We start from the raw sequence: 16,759 nt of genomic DNA on the forward strand, positions 1-16,759 counted from the left end.
TCCGAAAACGCATAGGTCATATGCAGTTTTCACAACGCTTAATAATCAGGCGACACGTCAAAAATCTGTCTAAATTACAGCCGTTTCGACATGTCGCATCCGGACTATGAGGGGGCGTTTTCCGGCCGGAATTTCGCCCCCTGTGTCGTTGTCATTTATACGATGTCGTTTTTGGCTTTTCGGCCGGTCGCTTTCATTCCGCTTGGCGTTTGTTCGCGTTTCGTGCTACTGGGTCAAAAAAACAACAACGGGTGGGCAGTCATGCGTGTACTGGGGATCGATCCGGGGTTGCGGACCCTTGGATGGGGCGTGATCGAGGTCGATGGCAGCCGACTCAGCCATGTCGCGAATGGCCATTGCGTGTCCGAGGGCAAGGATCTGGCGCTGCGCCTGCTTGCACTGCATAGCCAGCTGACCGATGTCGTGCTGCGCTATTGCCCTGACGCCGCCGCGGTCGAACAGACTTTCGTGAACAAGGACGGGGCAGGCACGTTGAAACTGGGTCAGGCGCGCGGGATCGCGATGCTGGTGCCTGCGCAGCACGGGTTGCCCGTTGGCGAATACGCTCCGAACTCCATCAAGAAGACAGTCGTGGGCGTGGGCCACGCTGACAAGGGGCAGGTCCAGCACATGGTGAAGATGCAGTTGCCGGGCGTGGTCTTCTTCGGCCCGGATGCGGCTGACGCCCTTGCAATCGCAATCTGCCACGCGCATCACGCGCGCTCACCGGGGCTGAGGATACGCACATGATCGGCAAGATTTCCGGACGGATCGACTATCGCGGCGATGATCACGTGCTGATCGATGTGCGCGGCGTCGGCTATGTTGTCTATTGCTCTGACAGGGTGTTGGCGTCGCTTCCCGGCGTGGGCGAGGCAGTGGCGCTTTATACTGACCTTCTTGTGCGCGAAGACATCCTGCAGCTTTTTGGCTTTCCCACGCTGATTGAAAAGGAATGGCATCGTTTGTTGATGTCCGTGCAGGGGGTGGGGGCCAAGGCGTCGCTGGCCATTCTGGGTACGTTGGGGCCGGACGGTGTCAGCCGTGCAATTTCGCTGGGTGACTGGAATTCGGTCAAGGCCGCAAAGGGGATCGGGCCGAAAACCGCGCAGCGCGTCGTGAACGAGCTCAAGGACAAGGCGCCCGCAGTGATGGCGATGGGAGGACGCGGCGGCGCTGCGAGCCCTGCCACGCTGGACGAGGTGATCGAGACACCGGCCGCGCCTTCGACCGTGGCGGCGGCACCTGCGCCCGTCCCGTCCGCTGCGGCGCAGGCAGAGGCGTTGTCGGCGCTGTCAAACCTTGGCTACGCACCGGGGGAGGCGGCATCTGCCGTGGCGACCGCTGCGGGGGCAGAGCCCGAGGCCGATACGTCGAGCCTGATCCGCGCGGCGTTGAAGCTGCTGGCGCCCAAGGGCTAAGGGGACGAGATGACCGAACCCGACCCAACACTGCGCCCGGAGAGTTTGCCCGAGGATTTTGACCGCGCGCTGCGCCCCCAGATGCTGGGGGATTTCATCGGCCAGGCCGAAGCGCGTGCCAACCTGTCCGTTTTCATTCAGTCCGCCCGGCAACGGCACGAAGCAATGGATCACACGCTGTTCCACGGCCCGCCCGGTCTGGGCAAGACGACGCTTGCACAGATCATGGCGCGTGAACTGGGCGTGGGGTTCCGGATGACCTCTGGCCCGGTTCTGGCCAAGGCCGGTGACCTTGCTGCGATCCTGACCAATCTCGAAGCGCGAGACGTGCTTTTCATCGACGAGATTCACCGGCTCAGCCCTGTCGTCGAGGAAGTGCTCTACCCCGCGCTGGAAGACTTCGAACTTGACCTTGTCATCGGCGAAGGTCCCGCGGCGCGCACGGTCCGGATCGAATTGCAGCCCTTTACGCTGGTGGGGGCGACCACCCGGCTGGGTCTGCTGACCACGCCCCTGCGTGACCGGTTCGGGATACCGACCCGGCTGGAGTTCTATACCGTTCCGGAACTGCACGAGATCGTCAAAAGAAACGCGCAGAAGCTGGGGGTAGAGGCCGATCCGGATGGCGCGCTGGAGATTGCTCGCCGGGCGCGCGGCACGCCCCGGATCGCGGGGCGGTTGCTGCGCCGCGTCGTCGATTTTGCCGTGGTCGAGGGGGGCGGGCACCTGACCCGCGCGTTGGCTGATAACGCGCTGACCCGGCTGGGCGTCGACAAACTTGGCCTTGACGGGGCCGACCGGCGTTACCTGCGTCTGATCGCAGAGAATTACGGCGGCGGTCCGGTGGGGATCGAAACGATCAGCGCGGCCCTGTCGGAAAGCCGCGACGCGTTGGAAGAAGTGATCGAGCCCTTCCTGCTGCAACAGGGTTTGATCCAGCGCACGCCGCGCGGTCGCATGCTGGCGCAGAAGGGCTGGACCCATCTGGGCCTCGCCGCACCGCGCCAGCCGGGTCAAGAGGATCTCTTCGGCTGACATCTGAGGCCCTTATTGGGGCGAGACCACTGCCCATCCGGCCAGCCCGCCCCGGCCCTGAGCCGGGGCCTTTTGCCCAACGACCAGCTTTGGGCTGGAAATCGGGCGCCCCTGCGCGTATGCCACGCCCCGCAAACACACGAGGACAGCATGACCGCCTTGATCACACCCGAAGACATCGCGGCCCATTTCACACAGCCCGACGGCTCTTACCGCTTCGCGCGCTGGGGTCGGCCGCTCGCGCCCATCGTGTTCGGCGTCGAAGAAGAGACATTGCCGATCGTGAAGGGCGCAATCGAGGCGGTGGCGGCGCTTGCAGGGCAGGAGGTCGTGGAAACCGACCCGGAGCTGGGTGCCAACCTGATGGTGTTCTTCTTCCGCGACTGGCAGGAGCTGACCGGGGTTCCCAATCTCGACCGTCTCCTGCCAGGGCTGGGGCCGCTGGTGGACCGTCTCGACGCGGCAGAGGCAACACAGTATCGTGCGTTCCGCTTTGACGAGGCGGGCGCAATCCGGGCCTGTTTTGTCTTCATCCGAATGGCGGGGGACATGCTGGACCTGCCTGCCGAGACTCTGGCGCTGGGGCAGGCGGTTCAGGCGATCCTTCTGTGGTCCGAAGGCGCCTTTGCCAGCCGGTCCCCGCTGGGGCGTCTGGAAAATGGCAACGTGATCCTGCGGCCCGAAATCGCAATGCTGATCCGCGCGGGATATGACCCGGTACTGCCCGCGGTCGCCGAGGATGCAACCCATGCCCTGCGGCTCTTTGCGCGGGTCGAAGCGAGCCGTTGACCGCCAGCTTGTGCGGTCGCCCTGCGGGCCCTAGGGTCTGGGTGGATCGTTACAAAAGGGCCCGACCATGAGCCACCGCTTTCCCGTGCATGTCTATTACGAAGACACTGACCTCGCCGGTATCGTCTATTACGCCAATTACCTGAAATATATCGAACGCGGCCGCACGGAATGGGTGCGCGGCCTAGGCGTTGACCAGACCCGGCTGAAAGAGGATGAAGGCATCGTTTTTGCCGTGCGCCGGGTCGAGGCCGATTACATGGCGCCCGCGCGCTTTGACGACGAGCTCGAGGTTGAAACCAATGTGGCGCAGGTGACGGGCGCGCGTATCGTGCTGAAACAGGATGTCCTGCGCGGCGGCACGGTCCTGTTTTCGGCCATCGTCACGCTTGTCGCCCTGAACGAGACGGGCCAACCGGCGCGACTTCCGGCAAATATCCGCCGGATTCTGCACTGAGAACCGCCCCTGTCGCGCTCGTGATGCGGCAGTTGTTGGTTTCCCCTGTCATTTCCGCTAGAATCAGCCTCAATGAAAATGAACCGGGCAAAAACGTCCGGACGGCGGAACCGAGTGAGCAGGTAAATGGAAGCTGAGACCCTTGCCCTGGCGCAGGAGATTGATTTCTCCATGTGGGGGCTTTTTGCGCGCGCGACGCTGACCGTGAAACTGGTGATGGTCCTTTTGATCGTTGCTTCGTTCTGGTCGTGGTCGATCATTATCCAGAAGATCATCGCCTACCGGCAAGCCCGGCGCGAAGCGGCCGTGTTCGACCGCGCTTTCTGGTCAGGAGAGCCGCTGGACGAGCTGTTCGCGCAGATCGGCGTGGACCCGGCAGGCCGCGCACAGCGTGTTTTTGCCGCCGGCATGGTGGAATGGCAACGCAGCCACCGCGAAGATGGCGGGCTGATTGCAGGCGCTCAGGCGCGGATCGACCGCAGCATGGATGTGGCGATCCAGAAAGAGGCCGAAGAGCTGCAAGGCGGCTTGCCGGTTCTGGCCACGGTTGGATCGACGGCCCCATTTGTCGGCCTGTTCGGGACGGTGTTCGGCATCATGAACGCGTTCATCGAAATCGCCGCGCAGCAGAACACCTCGCTGGTTGTTGTGGCGCCGGGTATCGCCGAGGCGCTTCTGGCCACGGCACTTGGCCTTCTGGCTGCTATCCCGGCCGTGATCTTCTACAACAAGCTGAGCGCTGACAGCGACCGCATCATCGCGGGGTACGAAGCGTTCGCCGACGAATTCTCGACCATTCTCAGCCGACAGCTGGACAGCTGAGCCATGGCAGCGGGTCTTCTCAAATCCTCGGGTGGTGGAGGGCGCAGGCGCCGGCGCCGCGGTGGGCGCGCCCAGCCAATGTCCGAGATCAACGTCACGCCCTTCGTGGACGTGATGCTTGTGCTGCTCATTATCTTCATGGTGGCCGCGCCGCTTTTGACAGTGGGCGTGCCGGTGGAGCTGCCAAAGACGGCGGCCGGGGCGTTGCCCAACGAAACCGAAGAGCCGCTGACCGTCACGATCACAGCCGAGGGCGGTGTGCTGATCCAGAACACAGAGACGCCGCGTGACCAGTTGGTCGCAAAGCTGCGCGCAATTGCCACCGAACGCTCGGACGACAGGGTCTTCCTGCGTGCCGATGGGGTGGTGCCCTACGAGGTCGTGGCGCAAGTCATGGGCGCGTTGAACGCGGGCGGATTTTCGTCGATCGGGCTGGTGACGGATATCGGCGGCCCCGCGCTCGACTCGAGCGATGGCTGAGGCCAGACGTGCACAAAGGTCATTATATCTCGGGGGCAGGCCATCTTGGCCTGATTGCCTGGCTTCTTCTGGGGCCGATTTTCAGCGCCGATCCGCCTGAGATGCAGGTGACGGATGTCGCTGTGATCTCGACCGAGGAATACGCAGCAATGGTCGAGGCGTTCAATGCGCCTCAAAGCGTCACGGAACTGGCCGCGCCGCAGCAACCAGAAATCCCGCAGGAAACCGCGCCCGAAGCGCCCGCTGAAACTACGGCGCCAGAGCCTGTGCCAGAGCCGCAGGCCCCCACGCCCGAAGCGCCGGCCGATGCGGTGCCGGACGTGCCGCGACCTGCGCCCTTGCCGACGCCCGAAGTCGCGCTGCCCACGCCGCAGCCCGAGCCGCCCGCTGTAGAGCCGGAGCCCAGTTTCAATGTGCCGACGGCGTCGCTGCGCCCGCAGCCGCGCCCGGCCCCGCGTGTTGCACCTGAACCCGTCGCCCCGCCGGAACCAGAGGTGACCATCGCCGAGGAAACCCAGACGGCCCCGGACCCTGAAGCGGTCACCGAAACCCCGCCTGACGCGGAAGAAACCACCGCCGAGGCAGAGTCCGCGCCCGAAATCGTGACCGAAGCCGAGGAACCTGCCGCGCTTGCGCCGACACAATCGGTGCGTCCGCGGACAAGGCCCGAACGTGTTGCCGCACCCGCGCCCGAGACCCCCGCCGCGACAGAGCAGCAGGCGGAGACGCAAGCAGCCGAGCCCGAGACTCAACCGCAAGAGAATGTCTCTGAAAGCGCAGTTCAGGCTGCTTTGGAAGAGGCCCTCGGCGGCGGCGCAGAACCCGAACCCACAGCGCCGTCCGGTCCGCCGCTCACCAGCGGTGAACGCGAGGCGTTGCGCGTGGCCGTTCAGGATTGCTGGGTCGTGGATGTGGGCAGCGAAGCGGCGAATGTGACCGTGACTGTTGCCATGTCACTGGACCGCTCGGGCAAGGTCGTCGGGGATATCCGTATGATCGGCTCAGAGGGCGGGAGCGGGTCTGCCGTCGATGTCGCCTTCCAGTCCGCCCGCCGCGCCGTGCTACGCTGCCAGAAAGACGGCTATGACCTGCCATCCGAGAAATACGAGCAATGGCGTGATATAGAAGTTACGTTCAACCCGGAGAAGATGAGGCTGAGATGATGATGACACGTCTGCTGACCCTGATTGCCGCGCTGGTGGCGCTGGCATTCCCGGCGACCGCCCAGAATGGACCGCTCAGGATCGAAATCACCGAGGGTGTGGTCGAACCTCTGCCTTATGCTGTCCCGGATTTCGTCACCGAATCCGGCGGATCGGGCGAGATGGCCGCACAGCTGGCGCGCGTTGTTGCGGATGATCTGACCGGAACGGGCCTGTTCCGCGAGATACCGCGCGATGCGCATATCAGCCAGGTCACCAGCTTTGCCAGCCCGGTGCAGTTTGCCGACTGGAAGGCCATCAACGCGCAGGCGTTGATCACGGGTGCGGTGGCGGTGAATGGCGGCCAGCTGGTCGTGAAATTCCGTGTCTATGATGTTTTTGCCGGGACCGAACTTGGCAAGGGGCTGCAATTCGTGGGCACCACCGATGGCTGGCGACGCATGGCCCACAAGGTTGCGGATGCGGTCTACAGCCGGATCACGGGCGAGGGCGGCTATTTCGACAGCCGCGTTGTCTTTGTGTCCGAAACCGGCCCGAAGGACGAGCGGCTCAAGCGGCTGGCGGTCATGGATTATGACGGCGCGAACGTGCAGTACCTGACCGACAGTTCGTCAATCGTGCTGGCGCCGCGCTTTTCGCCCAGTGGCGACCGGGTGCTGTATACCAGCTACGAGACAGGGTTCCCCCGGATCCACGTCCTTGACGTCGGCAATGTGCAAAGCACCATCCTGGAAAACCGCGACGGTGACATGAGCTTTGCGCCGCGCTTCGCGCCGGACGGGCGAACGGTGATCTTTTCCCTCACCAAAGGATCGAACACGGATATCTTCACGATGGATATCAATTCGCGCCAGACGACGCAGTTGACCACGACACCCTCGATCGAGACGGCTCCCAGCTATTCGCCCGACGGTCGCAGCATCGTTTTTGAAAGCGACCGTTCCGGGACACAACAGCTTTATATCATGCCCGCAGGGGGCGGAGATGCGCAGCGGATCAGCTTTGGCCCCGGCCGTTACGGCACGCCGGTCTGGTCGCCCCGTGGTGACCTTATCGCCTTTACCAAGCAGAATGGCGGGCGGTTTCATATCGGTGTGATGCGGACGGATGGCAGCGAAGAACGGCTGCTGACGGCGTCCTTCCTTGATGAGGGGCCGACCTGGGCACCCAATGGCCGGGTGATCATGTTCACCCGCGAAACGCAGGGAGCGTCCGGCGAGGCGTCGCTTTATTCGGTGGATATTTCTGGACGTAACCTGAAAAAGGTGCGCACACCGGGGGCGGCCTCTGATCCAAGCTGGGGCCCCCTTCAATAAAGCGTGTGGGCGTTTCCAGCTTTCCGCAAATATGATAAATGAACAAGAAAACATGAGCAGGACAGTAGCCATGACCAGATTGAACACAGCCCTGATGCTGAGCGCGGCCCTTGCCGTTTCGGCCTGTGCAAATGCCAGCCGTTTCGGGCCGGACTATGGCAATGATGGCGGGGCCAATGCGGGTCTGAACTCTGGCGCGCCGATTTCGACAGGCCCGGTGCCCGGCAGTGCCCAGGATCCGCGTTCGCCCGCCTATTTCCAGCAGACCGTCGGGGACCGAGTGCTGTTTCCCGTCGATCAATCGACGCTGACGGCAGAAGGCCGCGCGACGCTCGACGGGCAGGCGCAGTGGTTGCTGACCAATTCCGACTACCTTGCAGTCATCGAAGGCCATGCCGACGAACAGGGCACACGCGAATACAACCTTGCCCTGGGTGCCCGCCGCGCGAATGCGGTCCGCGAATATCTTGTCTCGAAGGGCATCGCGGCGTCGCGGCTGAAATTTCTCAGCTACGGCAAGGAACGCCCCATCGCGATCTGCTCGGAAGAGGCGTGCTATGCCCAGAACCGCCGTGCGGTCACGATCATTTCTGCCGGGCTGACAAGCTGAGACCGACCTGAAGGAACCCTGTGATGTTCAGAGCGACGCTGCTGATCTTATCTCTTTCGCTGCCCGGTGCGCTTTGGGCGCAGGACCGCGATGCCTCTCTTGCCGATATCCGGCAGGAGCTGACGCTGCTCAATATCGAGGTGCAACGGCTGAAGACCGAGCTGTCGACCACCGGTGCGGGGCAGGTCAGCGTCGCGGGCGACACCTTGCAAAGGATCAACACGATCGAATCCGAATTGCAGCGGTTGACGTCGAAGACGGAAGAGCTGGAGTTCCGGATCAACCGCGTGGTCGAGGATGGCACCAACCGGATCGGCGATCTGGAATTCCGTCTGGTCGAGCTGGAAGGCGGCGACGTGTCGAAACTCGGCGAAACCCCGGCACTTGGTGGATCGGCACCATCCGGGACTGTCGCTGCGCCCGCTCCGGCGCCGACACCCGCCGCGCCATCGGATGGCGGTTCACAATTGGCAATTGGCGAAGAGACGGACTTTCGGCGGGCGTCGGAGGCGCTCGCCAATGGTGACTTTCAAGGCGCCGCGAACCAGTTTGCGACCTTTCGCCAGACCTATCCGGGCGGACCGCTAGAACCCGAGGCGCTGCTTGGTCAGGGTCAGGCGCTTGAAGCGACCGGCGATATCAAAGAGGCCGCACGTGCCTATCTCGACAGCTATTCCGGCTATCCGCAAAGCAAGGTCGCCGACGTGGCGCTGTTCAAGCTGGGTGAAACGCTGGGTAAGCTGGGAAAGACCAAAGAGGCCTGCCTGACATTGGCAGAGGTAGAGTTGCGGTTTCCCAATTCGGCGCAGATAGCGGCAGCGCAGCAGGCGATGGCGGGACTGTCCTGCCAGTGAGCGGGACAAAATCGCTGGATCAGCGGTTCGCCGACGCGATGGGCCAGTTGCTTGGCCCGGACTTCCCCACAGATATCGCCCTTGCCGTCTCTGGCGGGGGGGACAGCATGGCGATGCTGACACTGGCGCATAACTGGGCACATGCCTGGGGCGTGCGGCTTTGGGTGGTGACCGTGGATCACGGGTTGCGTGCCGAAAGCGCGGCCGAAGCGGCGATGGTGGCGGAGGAATGCACGCTGCTTGGGCATCCACATGCCATTCTGCGGTGGCATTGGGACGGGCAGGGCAACCTGATGGATGCCGCCCGGCGCGCGCGCCTGTCGCTGATTGATCGCTGGCGCGGAGGTCTGGAACACGTGCTGATGGCGCATACTCAGGACGATGTGGCCGAGACCTTCCTGATGCGGCTGAAACGCGGCTCTGGGGTAGAGGGGCTGTCGGCGATGCGGGCATCTCTTACAGTCCAGCCGCATGCGGGCGACATGCACGATATGGCCCCCGTTGATGTCTGCTGGACGGCGCAGCCACCGATGCCCACGCAGAAGGGTGGGGGCGTTTCGGCAAATTCAAACGGATTTCGGCTGCTGCGCCCCTGTCTTGATATGACCCGGGCCGAGCTGCGCCACTACCTGCGTACATTAAAGGGTCGCTGGGTTGATGACCCTACCAATGAAGACCCGACCTATGACCGTGCGCGCATTCGCAAGCTGCTTGATCTGCTTGGGGCCGAAGGGCTGGGCTGCGACACGCTCAGTGACACGGCGCATCGCATGTCGCGCGCGCGGCAGGCGCTTCATGCACGGGCCCGCGACGTGGCCGGGCGGATCGTGACCGAAGAATGCCTGAACGGGCTGGGCACCGGCGCGCTGCTGATTGACCGGAATGGATTTGCAGAGACCGAGGAGGATACCCGGCTGCGCATCCTCGCAGAATCGCTACGATGGGTCGCATCGGCTGAATACCGCCCAAGGGCGCAGGCCCTGGAGCAGCTTGCCGAACGGTTGCTCTCTGGCGGGCAGGGCACGCTGCACGGGTGCGACCTGCGCTGTCTGGGAAACCAGATCCGGGTGGGGCGTGAATTCTCGGCCGTCTCCGCGCCCGCAAGCATGGGTCAGATCTGGGAGGGGCGGTGGCAGCTTTATGGCGCGTCGGCAAAGGGCGCCAGCCTGCGTGCATTGGGTTCGGACGGGTTGAAACAGGCGGGCGGGCGCCCCGAAGGCGCCCCGGCGGCACGCTTGCTTTACCCGCTTCCGGCCGCGTTTTTGGGTGAAGTTCTGGTCGCATGCCCTCATTTGGACTATGGTGAGGGGATGATAAGGGAGGGGTCCGGACGATACTCTTCCTTTACTGCGTCATTCGAACGGCATTGAATACACGCATGCGATCTCTATTTTAGTCCCATGCGCCCTGTGTTACGGACGGGGCCAACCGAATTTTGGGAGAAGATTCCTTGGGCAACCTGCGCAATATCGCCTTCTGGGTAGTTCTGTTTCTGCTCATCCTTGCGCTGTTCAATCTGTTCTCGGGTGGTGGGACCACCTTGCAGAGCCGCGAGATCAGCTACACCGACTTCGTTGAAGCGGTGGAATCCAACACGGTCAGCTCGGCCACGTTGGACGGAGAGCAGATCCGGTTCCGCGGCAATGATGGCAACGACTATGTGACCATCAAGCCAGAGGACGCGGCTGCCACAGAGCTGTTGATGAACAACGACGTGACGATCCGCGCCGAGAGCCAGGAACAGTCAGGGTTCCAGACATTCATCCTGTCGCTTCTGCCGTTCCTTCTGCTGATCGGTGTGTGGATCTACTTCATGAACCGCATGCAGGGCGGCGGCAAAGGCGGGGCGATGGGCTTTGGCAAATCGCGCGCCAAGCTGCTGACGGAAAAGCACGGCCGCGTGACATTTGACGATGTCGCAGGCATCGACGAGGCCAAGGAAGAGCTGGAAGAGATTGTCGAATTCCTGCGCAACCCGCAGAAATTCAGCCGTCTGGGCGGCAAGATCCCCAAAGGTGCGCTGCTCGTTGGCCCTCCGGGTACTGGTAAGACGCTGCTGGCAAGGGCGATTGCGGGCGAGGCGGGTGTGCCGTTCTTCACCATCTCCGGTTCCGACTTCGTCGAGATGTTCGTGGGTGTCGGTGCGAGCCGCGTCCGTGACATGTTTGAACAGGCCAAGAAAAACGCGCCTTGCATCGTCTTTATCGACGAAATCGATGCCGTGGGCCGTAACCGTGGTGCAGGCTATGGCGGCGGCAATGACGAACGCGAACAGACCCTGAACCAGCTTCTGGTCGAGATGGACGGGTTCGAGGCGAACGAGGGTGTCATCATCCTTGCCGCCACCAACCGCCGCGATGTGCTTGACCCCGCACTGCTGCGTCCGGGCCGTTTTGACCGTCAGGTCACGGTGCCGAATCCCGATATCAAAGGCCGTGAAAAGATCCTCGCCGTGCATGCGCGCAAGACGCCGCTTGGCCCGGATGTGGATCTGCGCATCATCGCACGCGGCTCGCCCGGGTTTTCGGGTGCGGATCTGGCCAACCTCGTGAACGAGGCGGCGCTGATGGCCGCACGTGTGGGTCGGCGCTTTGTGACGATGGAAGATTTCGAGAATGCCAAGGACAAGGTCATGATGGGCGCGGAACGCCGGTCGATGGTCCTGACGCCCGAGCAGAAGGAAAAGACCGCCTATCACGAGGCCGGGCACGCCATCGTCGGCCTGTCCCTTCCGCAATGTGACCCCGTCTACAAGGCGACGATCATCCCGCGCGGCGGGGCGCTTGGCATGGTGGTCAGCCTGCCGGAAATTGACCGGCTGAACTGGCACAAATCCGAATGCGAAGAAAAGCTGGCGATGACCATGGCAGGCAAGGCCGCCGAGATCATCAAATACGGCGAAGGCAACGTGTCCAATGGTCCGGCTGGCGATATTCAGCAGGCCTCAGCCCTTGCCCGCGCGATGGTGCTGCGCTGGGGCATGTCGGACAAAGTCGGCAATATCGACTATTCCGAGGCCCATGAAGGCTATAGCGGCAACACCGCAGGCCTGTCCGTGTCAGCCCACACCAAGGAATTGATCGAGGATGAGGTCAAAGGCTTTATCCAGAACGCCTATGACTGTGCCTACAAGATCCTGACCGACAAGAAAGACGAATGGGAAAAGCTGGCGCAGGGTTTGCTGGAATACGAGACGCTGACCGGCGACGAGATCAAGCGCGTGATCAGGGGCGAGCCCCCGCAGGCGGGTGATGACGACAACGGAACCCCCGAGGCCGAAGACAAACCAAGCGTCACGGCCATTCCCAAGACCAAAACCAAGGCCAAGCCCGGCGATCCGGGACTGGAACCTGAACCGACAGCATGAGCGCATCCTCGCATAGCGATTGGAACCCCGGGGCCTATTCAAGGTTCCGGGGTCTGCGTTTGCGGCCTGCTCTGGATCTGCTGAAGGCTGTGCCCAGCCTGCCCCCCGGCGACGTTGTCGATCTGGGATGTGGCAATGGCGCGGTGGGGGCGGCGCTGTCATCGACATTCGGTCGCCCGGTCATGGGGATCGACAGCTCCGGTGTGATGCTGGAAGAAGCGCAGAAAACGGGCGCATATTCCGACCTCTCCAAGACAGATATCGCCGACTGGGTGCCCGAACGCGCGCCCGCTTTGATCTTTTCCAATGCGGCGCTGCAATGGTTGCCCGACCACGAAGAACTTTTGCCGCGGCTTGCGGGATACCTCGCGCCCGGGGGCACGCTGGCCATTCAGGTTCCGCACCAGAACAATGCGCCGTCCCATCGGGTGTGGCGCAGTCTGGCGGAAGAGCACTTCCCAAATCGTATTGATTGGTCGGCCGCACCCGACGTGATGTTGCCTGCGGCCTATTTCCACCTTCTGTCACCTCTTGGTGCATTCGATATGTGGGAAACCGATTATTATCAGGTGCTTGCTGCCAACAAGGACGCGCATCCCGTGCGCAGCTATACCGAAAGCACCTATGCCCGGCCGGTTCTGGAACGTCTGGACGAAGCAGAGGCAGAACGGTTGATCGCGACCTATGAGGCCGTGATGGAAAGGGCCTATCCGCGCGGTGCGGACGGGCGTGTGCTGTTCCCGCTGCGACGCTTGTTCCTGCTCCTGACCCTGCCTGCCAAGGCGTGACACGAAGACCCCTCGTCGCCCGGGAGGCCATTCGATAGAGAGACCGTCCACCCGGTTTTGATGCGTGCAGCCCATTTCTCTTGTTGTTCCGCGATGGCGAGGTGTGGGAGGAATGGCCACGATGATACCAGTGCCCGAAAGGAATGACATTTCTCATGCCAGCCTTGTTGCCAACATCTTTTGCCGCCGAAATCCTCTGGCTCGGCCAGGTCGCGGACATGCAGCGCGACGCGTTGCTGTCTATCCCAGAGGCAGAATTGTCGCTGGGTTTTAACGGTCTGGCCGGCGCGCATGCGGGGGTGACCCGACGCTCGTGCTCGCGGGTGACGGCGCAATATCCCAAGGGGACGCCCATTCGAAACGAACGCCAGCTGAGCATCGTGAGCGAGGAAGAACTGGCGGAAATCGCGCGGCGGCTGAAGCTGGACAGCATTGACCCTGCCCGACTGGGTGCCAGCATGGTTGTCCGGGGCATTCCGGATTTCACGCGGGTGCCCCCGTCCTCGCGCCTCATCGCGCCATCGGGGGCGAGCCTCGTGGTAAACATGGAAAACCGTCCCTGCATCTTTCCTGCCCGTTCGATCGAGAAAGCGTCGCCGGGGCACGGCAAGGGGTTCAAGGCGGCGGCCAACGGGCTGCGCGGGGTCACGGCGTGGGTCGAGCGTGAAGGCCGCGTGGCGATTGGCGACCACCTGACGCTGCATATCCCCGATCAGCCTCCCTGGATGTATCTCGACGAAGCGCGTGAAACCGGCAACGCCTAAGGCTTCGCCGCCCGAAATGTCCCGGTGAGTTTGCGGGTGGCCTGTTTCTGCGCCTTTCCCGCCGCAAGTTTGTGCGAAAGTGTCGGAAACGCTCTGCCATTGCGGCGCTTTGCCGCGTTAAGAACGGTCAAACACTTCTTCGAATACCAGACAGGGATCGCGACATGAGCTTCAAGACCGATATCGAGATTGCACGTGAGGCCAACAAGAAGCCGATCCAGGAGGTTGGGGCCAAGCTGGGGATTTCGTCCGATGATTTGCTGCCCTATGGGCATGACAAGGCCAAGGTGAGCCAGCAATTCATCAATTCGGTACAGGACCGCCCGGACGGGAAGCTGATCCTGGTAACGGCGATCAACCCGACGCCTGCGGGCGAGGGCAAGACCACCACGACGGTCGGTCTGGGCGACGGTTTGAACGCGATTGGCAGGAATGCCGCGATCTGCATCCGCGAAGCGTCACTGGGCCCGTGTTTTGGGATGAAGGGGGGGGCTGCGGGGGGTGGCTATGCCCAGGTCGTGCCGATGGAAGAGATGAACCTGCATTTCACCGGCGATTTTCATGCGATCACCTCGGCGCATAACCTGCTATCTGCGATGATCGACAACCACATCTACTGGGGTAACAAGCTGGAGATCGACGAGCGCCGCGTCGTGTGGCGCCGGGTGATGGACATGAACGACCGGGCGCTTCGGGATATCGTCACCTCGCTGGGTGGGGTCGCGAACGGGTTCCCTCGTCAGACCGGGTTTGACATCACGGTCGCGTCCGAGGTCATGGCGATCCTCTGTCTGGCGCGTGATTTGACGGATCTGCAGCGCCGACTGGGCGATATCATCGTGGCCTATACACGGGCGCGGGAACCGATCACCTGCCGCGACATCAAGGCAGATGGCGCAATGACCGTTCTGCTGAAAGACGCGATGCAGCCCAACCTGGTGCAGACGCTGGAAAACAACCCGGCCTTCGTACATGGCGGGCCCTTCGCCAATATCGCCCATGGCTGTAATTCGGTCATTGCCACCACGACAGCGCTGAAGCTGGCCGATTACGTGGTGACAGAGGCTGGGTTCGGCGCGGATCTGGGCGCCGAGAAATTCATGAACATCAAGTGCCGCAAAGCCGGGATTGCGCCCTCTGCTGTGGTGGTGGTGGCCACTGTGCGCGCCATGAAGATGAATGGTGGCGTGGCCAAGGCCGATCTGGGCCCGGAAAACGTGCAAGCCGTACAGGCAGGATGCCCCAATCTTGGGCGCCACATTGAAAACGTCAAGAGTTTTGGCGTGCCGGTCGTGGTGGCGATCAACCATTTTGTCAGCGACACCGATGCCGAGGTGGCAGCGGTGAAGGAATATGTCGCCTCCATGGGCGCGGAGGCGATTCTGTGCAAGCACTGGGCCAAAGGGTCCGAGGGGGTTATTGATCTGGCCACGCGCGTTGCAGAGATTGCCGATGCGGATATGGCGAATTTCGCGCCGCTATATCCTGACGAGATGTCGCTGTTCCAGAAGATCGAAACGGTTGCCAAGCGTATCTACCGGGCCGACGAGGTGCTGGCTGATGCCAAGATCCGCAAGCAGTTGAAGGAATGGGAAGAGGCAGGTTACGGCAATTTACCGGTCTGCATGGCGAAAACGCAGTATTCCTTTACCACTGATCCCAACCGGCGCGGCGCACCCACCGGGCATTCCGTGCCGATAAGGGAGGTGCGACTATCGGCCGGGGCGGGGTTTGTCGTGGTGATTTGCGGCGAAATCATGACAATGCCGGGCCTGCCATCGGTGCCAGCATCCGAGACGATCATGCTGAATGCAGAAGGCCAGATCGAGGGTTTGTTTTAAGCGCTGTCCGGGAGCGGCGGTCCGGCACTCGGCTCCTGCGGAGCCATCGTCCCACCCGCCGTCCCGCTATGTTGCGCGGCTTTCCGGGTGTTGCATCCGGGCGCGTGGCGGCGGATATGCGTGGGTGGGACAAGATTGAGGGTAGGGCATGACGGCTGAGATCATCGACGGAAAGGCCTTTGCGGCCGAGGTTCGGGACAAGGTGGCGGGCCATGTGGCGCGTCTGAAGGAAGAGCACGGCATCACGCCCGGGCTTGCCGTGGTGCTGGTGGGGGAAGATCCGGCCAGCCAGGTATATGTAAGATCCAAGGGCAAGCAGACTGTCGATGTCGGCATGAATTCCTACGAGCACAAGCTGGATGTGGAGACGTCGCAGGCGGATCTGCTGGCACTGATTGAGCAGCTTAACCATGATCCGGCTGTGCACGGGATCTTGGTGCAGTTGCCCTTGCCCCGCCATCTGGACGAGGATCTGGTGATCAACGCGATCGACCCGGCCAAGGATGTGGACGGGTTTCATATCTCCAATGTCGGGCTGCTGGGGACGGGTCAGAAATCCATGGTGCCGTGTACGCCGTTGGGGTGCCTGATGATGCTGCGCCATCATCACGGGTCCCTTTTGGGGATGAATGCGGTGGTGGTCGGGCGCTCCAATATCGTTGGCAAGCCGATGGCGCAGCTCTTGCTGGGCGATAGCTGCACGGTCACGATTGCGCATTCGCGGACGAAGGACCTGGCCGCGGTGGTGCGTCGCGCCGACATCGTTGTGGCCGCAGTGGGGCGGCCCGAAATGGTGCCGGGGGATTGGATCAAGCCGGGGGCCACGGTAATTGACGTGGGCATCAATCGCGTCGATGCGCCGGAAAAAGGCGCGGGCAAGACCCGCCTTGTGGGTGATGTCGATTTCGCAGGTTGTGCCGAGGTCGCAGGCGCGATTACGCCAGTGCCGGGCGGCGTTGGGCCAATGACTATCGCCTGCCTTCTGGCCAATACAGTCACCGCCTGTTGCCGGGCGAATGGCGTGACAGAGCCGGAGGGGCTGACGGCCTGAT

17 protein-coding genes are annotated in these 16,759 nt (G+C 62.6%); all 17 read left to right on the forward strand.

Annotated elements, in window-relative coordinates; genetic code table 11:
- Positions 1 to 261 precede the first annotated feature (261 nt).
- The 17 genes from ruvC (at position 262) to folD (ending at position 16,758) form a co-directional block, all read left to right on the forward strand.
- Positions 262 to 750, forward strand: a complete 489-nt coding sequence (gene ruvC, locus EDD52_RS19075; protein WP_132247953.1) for a crossover junction endodeoxyribonuclease RuvC — start codon at positions 262 to 264, stop codon at positions 748 to 750.
- Complete coding sequence (gene ruvA / locus EDD52_RS19080; RefSeq protein WP_132247955.1) at positions 747 to 1,421, forward strand: Holliday junction branch migration protein RuvA; 675 nt, start codon at positions 747 to 749, stop codon at positions 1,419 to 1,421. The genes ruvC and ruvA overlap by 4 nt, the downstream gene beginning before the upstream one ends.
- A gap of 9 nt (positions 1,422 to 1,430) precedes the next feature.
- Positions 1,431 to 2,456: a Holliday junction branch migration DNA helicase RuvB gene (ruvB, locus tag EDD52_RS19085; RefSeq protein ID WP_132247957.1), complete on the forward strand. Its 1,026-nt coding sequence runs from the start codon at positions 1,431 to 1,433 to the stop codon at positions 2,454 to 2,456.
- Between the two features lie 150 nt (positions 2,457 to 2,606).
- Positions 2,607 to 3,245, forward strand: coding sequence for a hypothetical protein (locus EDD52_RS19090; RefSeq protein ID WP_132247959.1), 639 nt, complete (start codon positions 2,607 to 2,609; stop codon positions 3,243 to 3,245).
- Positions 3,246 to 3,312: 67 nt separating this feature from the next.
- Positions 3,313 to 3,702 carry a tol-pal system-associated acyl-CoA thioesterase gene (ybgC, locus tag EDD52_RS19095; RefSeq protein WP_132247961.1) on the forward strand — a complete coding sequence of 130 codons (390 nt, stop codon included), beginning with the start codon at positions 3,313 to 3,315 and terminating at the stop codon, positions 3,700 to 3,702.
- A gap of 126 nt (positions 3,703 to 3,828) precedes the next feature.
- The gene (gene tolQ, locus EDD52_RS19100; protein WP_132247963.1) at positions 3,829 to 4,524 is read left to right on the forward strand and encodes a protein TolQ; all 696 of its coding nucleotides are present in this window, start codon (positions 3,829 to 3,831) and stop codon (positions 4,522 to 4,524) included.
- Between the two features lie 3 nt (positions 4,525 to 4,527).
- Positions 4,528 to 5,004 (forward strand): protein TolR, encoded by a 477-nt coding sequence (gene tolR / locus EDD52_RS19105; RefSeq protein ID WP_132247965.1) that lies wholly within the window; start codon positions 4,528 to 4,530, stop codon positions 5,002 to 5,004.
- Between the two features lie 8 nt (positions 5,005 to 5,012).
- Positions 5,013 to 6,167 carry a cell envelope biogenesis protein TolA gene (locus EDD52_RS19110; protein ID WP_132247967.1) on the forward strand — a complete coding sequence of 385 codons (1,155 nt, stop codon included), beginning with the start codon at positions 5,013 to 5,015 and terminating at the stop codon, positions 6,165 to 6,167.
- Entirely contained in the window at positions 6,167 to 7,483 is a 1,317-nt protein-coding gene (gene tolB / locus EDD52_RS19115) for a Tol-Pal system beta propeller repeat protein TolB (protein ID WP_132248025.1), read from the forward strand. The genes EDD52_RS19110 and tolB overlap by 1 nt, the downstream gene beginning before the upstream one ends.
- Positions 7,484 to 7,553: 70 nt before the next feature.
- The gene (gene pal, locus EDD52_RS19120) at positions 7,554 to 8,093 is read left to right on the forward strand and encodes a peptidoglycan-associated lipoprotein Pal (RefSeq protein WP_132247969.1); all 540 of its coding nucleotides are present in this window, start codon (positions 7,554 to 7,556) and stop codon (positions 8,091 to 8,093) included.
- A gap of 23 nt (positions 8,094 to 8,116) precedes the next feature.
- Entirely contained in the window at positions 8,117 to 8,947 is an 831-nt protein-coding gene (gene ybgF / locus EDD52_RS19125; protein ID WP_132247971.1) for a tol-pal system protein YbgF, read from the forward strand.
- A 38-nt stretch (positions 8,948 to 8,985) separates the two neighbouring features.
- Positions 8,986 to 10,317 carry a tRNA lysidine(34) synthetase TilS gene (gene tilS, locus EDD52_RS19130; protein WP_132248027.1) on the forward strand — a complete coding sequence of 444 codons (1,332 nt, stop codon included), beginning with the start codon at positions 8,986 to 8,988 and terminating at the stop codon, positions 10,315 to 10,317.
- 80 nt (positions 10,318 to 10,397) lie between these two features.
- Positions 10,398 to 12,314 carry an ATP-dependent zinc metalloprotease FtsH gene (gene ftsH / locus EDD52_RS19135; protein WP_132247973.1) on the forward strand — a complete coding sequence of 639 codons (1,917 nt, stop codon included), beginning with the start codon at positions 10,398 to 10,400 and terminating at the stop codon, positions 12,312 to 12,314.
- Complete coding sequence (locus EDD52_RS19140; protein WP_132247975.1) at positions 12,311 to 13,102, forward strand: methyltransferase domain-containing protein; 792 nt, start codon at positions 12,311 to 12,313, stop codon at positions 13,100 to 13,102. Before ftsH ends, EDD52_RS19140 begins: the two co-directional genes overlap by 4 nt.
- A 155-nt stretch (positions 13,103 to 13,257) precedes the next feature.
- On the forward strand, positions 13,258 to 13,866 hold the full coding sequence (locus EDD52_RS19145; RefSeq protein ID WP_132247977.1) for an MOSC domain-containing protein: 609 nt from the start codon (positions 13,258 to 13,260) through the stop codon (positions 13,864 to 13,866).
- Positions 13,867 to 14,030: 164 nt separating this feature from the next.
- The gene (locus tag EDD52_RS19150) at positions 14,031 to 15,707 is read left to right on the forward strand and encodes a formate--tetrahydrofolate ligase (protein WP_132247979.1); all 1,677 of its coding nucleotides are present in this window, start codon (positions 14,031 to 14,033) and stop codon (positions 15,705 to 15,707) included.
- A gap of 148 nt (positions 15,708 to 15,855) precedes the next feature.
- A complete protein-coding gene (gene folD / locus EDD52_RS19155) occupies positions 15,856 to 16,758 on the forward strand; it encodes a bifunctional methylenetetrahydrofolate dehydrogenase/methenyltetrahydrofolate cyclohydrolase FolD (RefSeq protein ID WP_132247981.1) in 903 nt (300 codons plus the stop codon).
- Position 16,759 lies beyond the last annotated feature (1 nt).

This window comes from Primorskyibacter sedentarius (assembly GCF_004342065.1).
In the GTDB taxonomy this organism is placed as follows: domain Bacteria; phylum Pseudomonadota; class Alphaproteobacteria; order Rhodobacterales; family Rhodobacteraceae; genus Primorskyibacter; species Primorskyibacter sedentarius.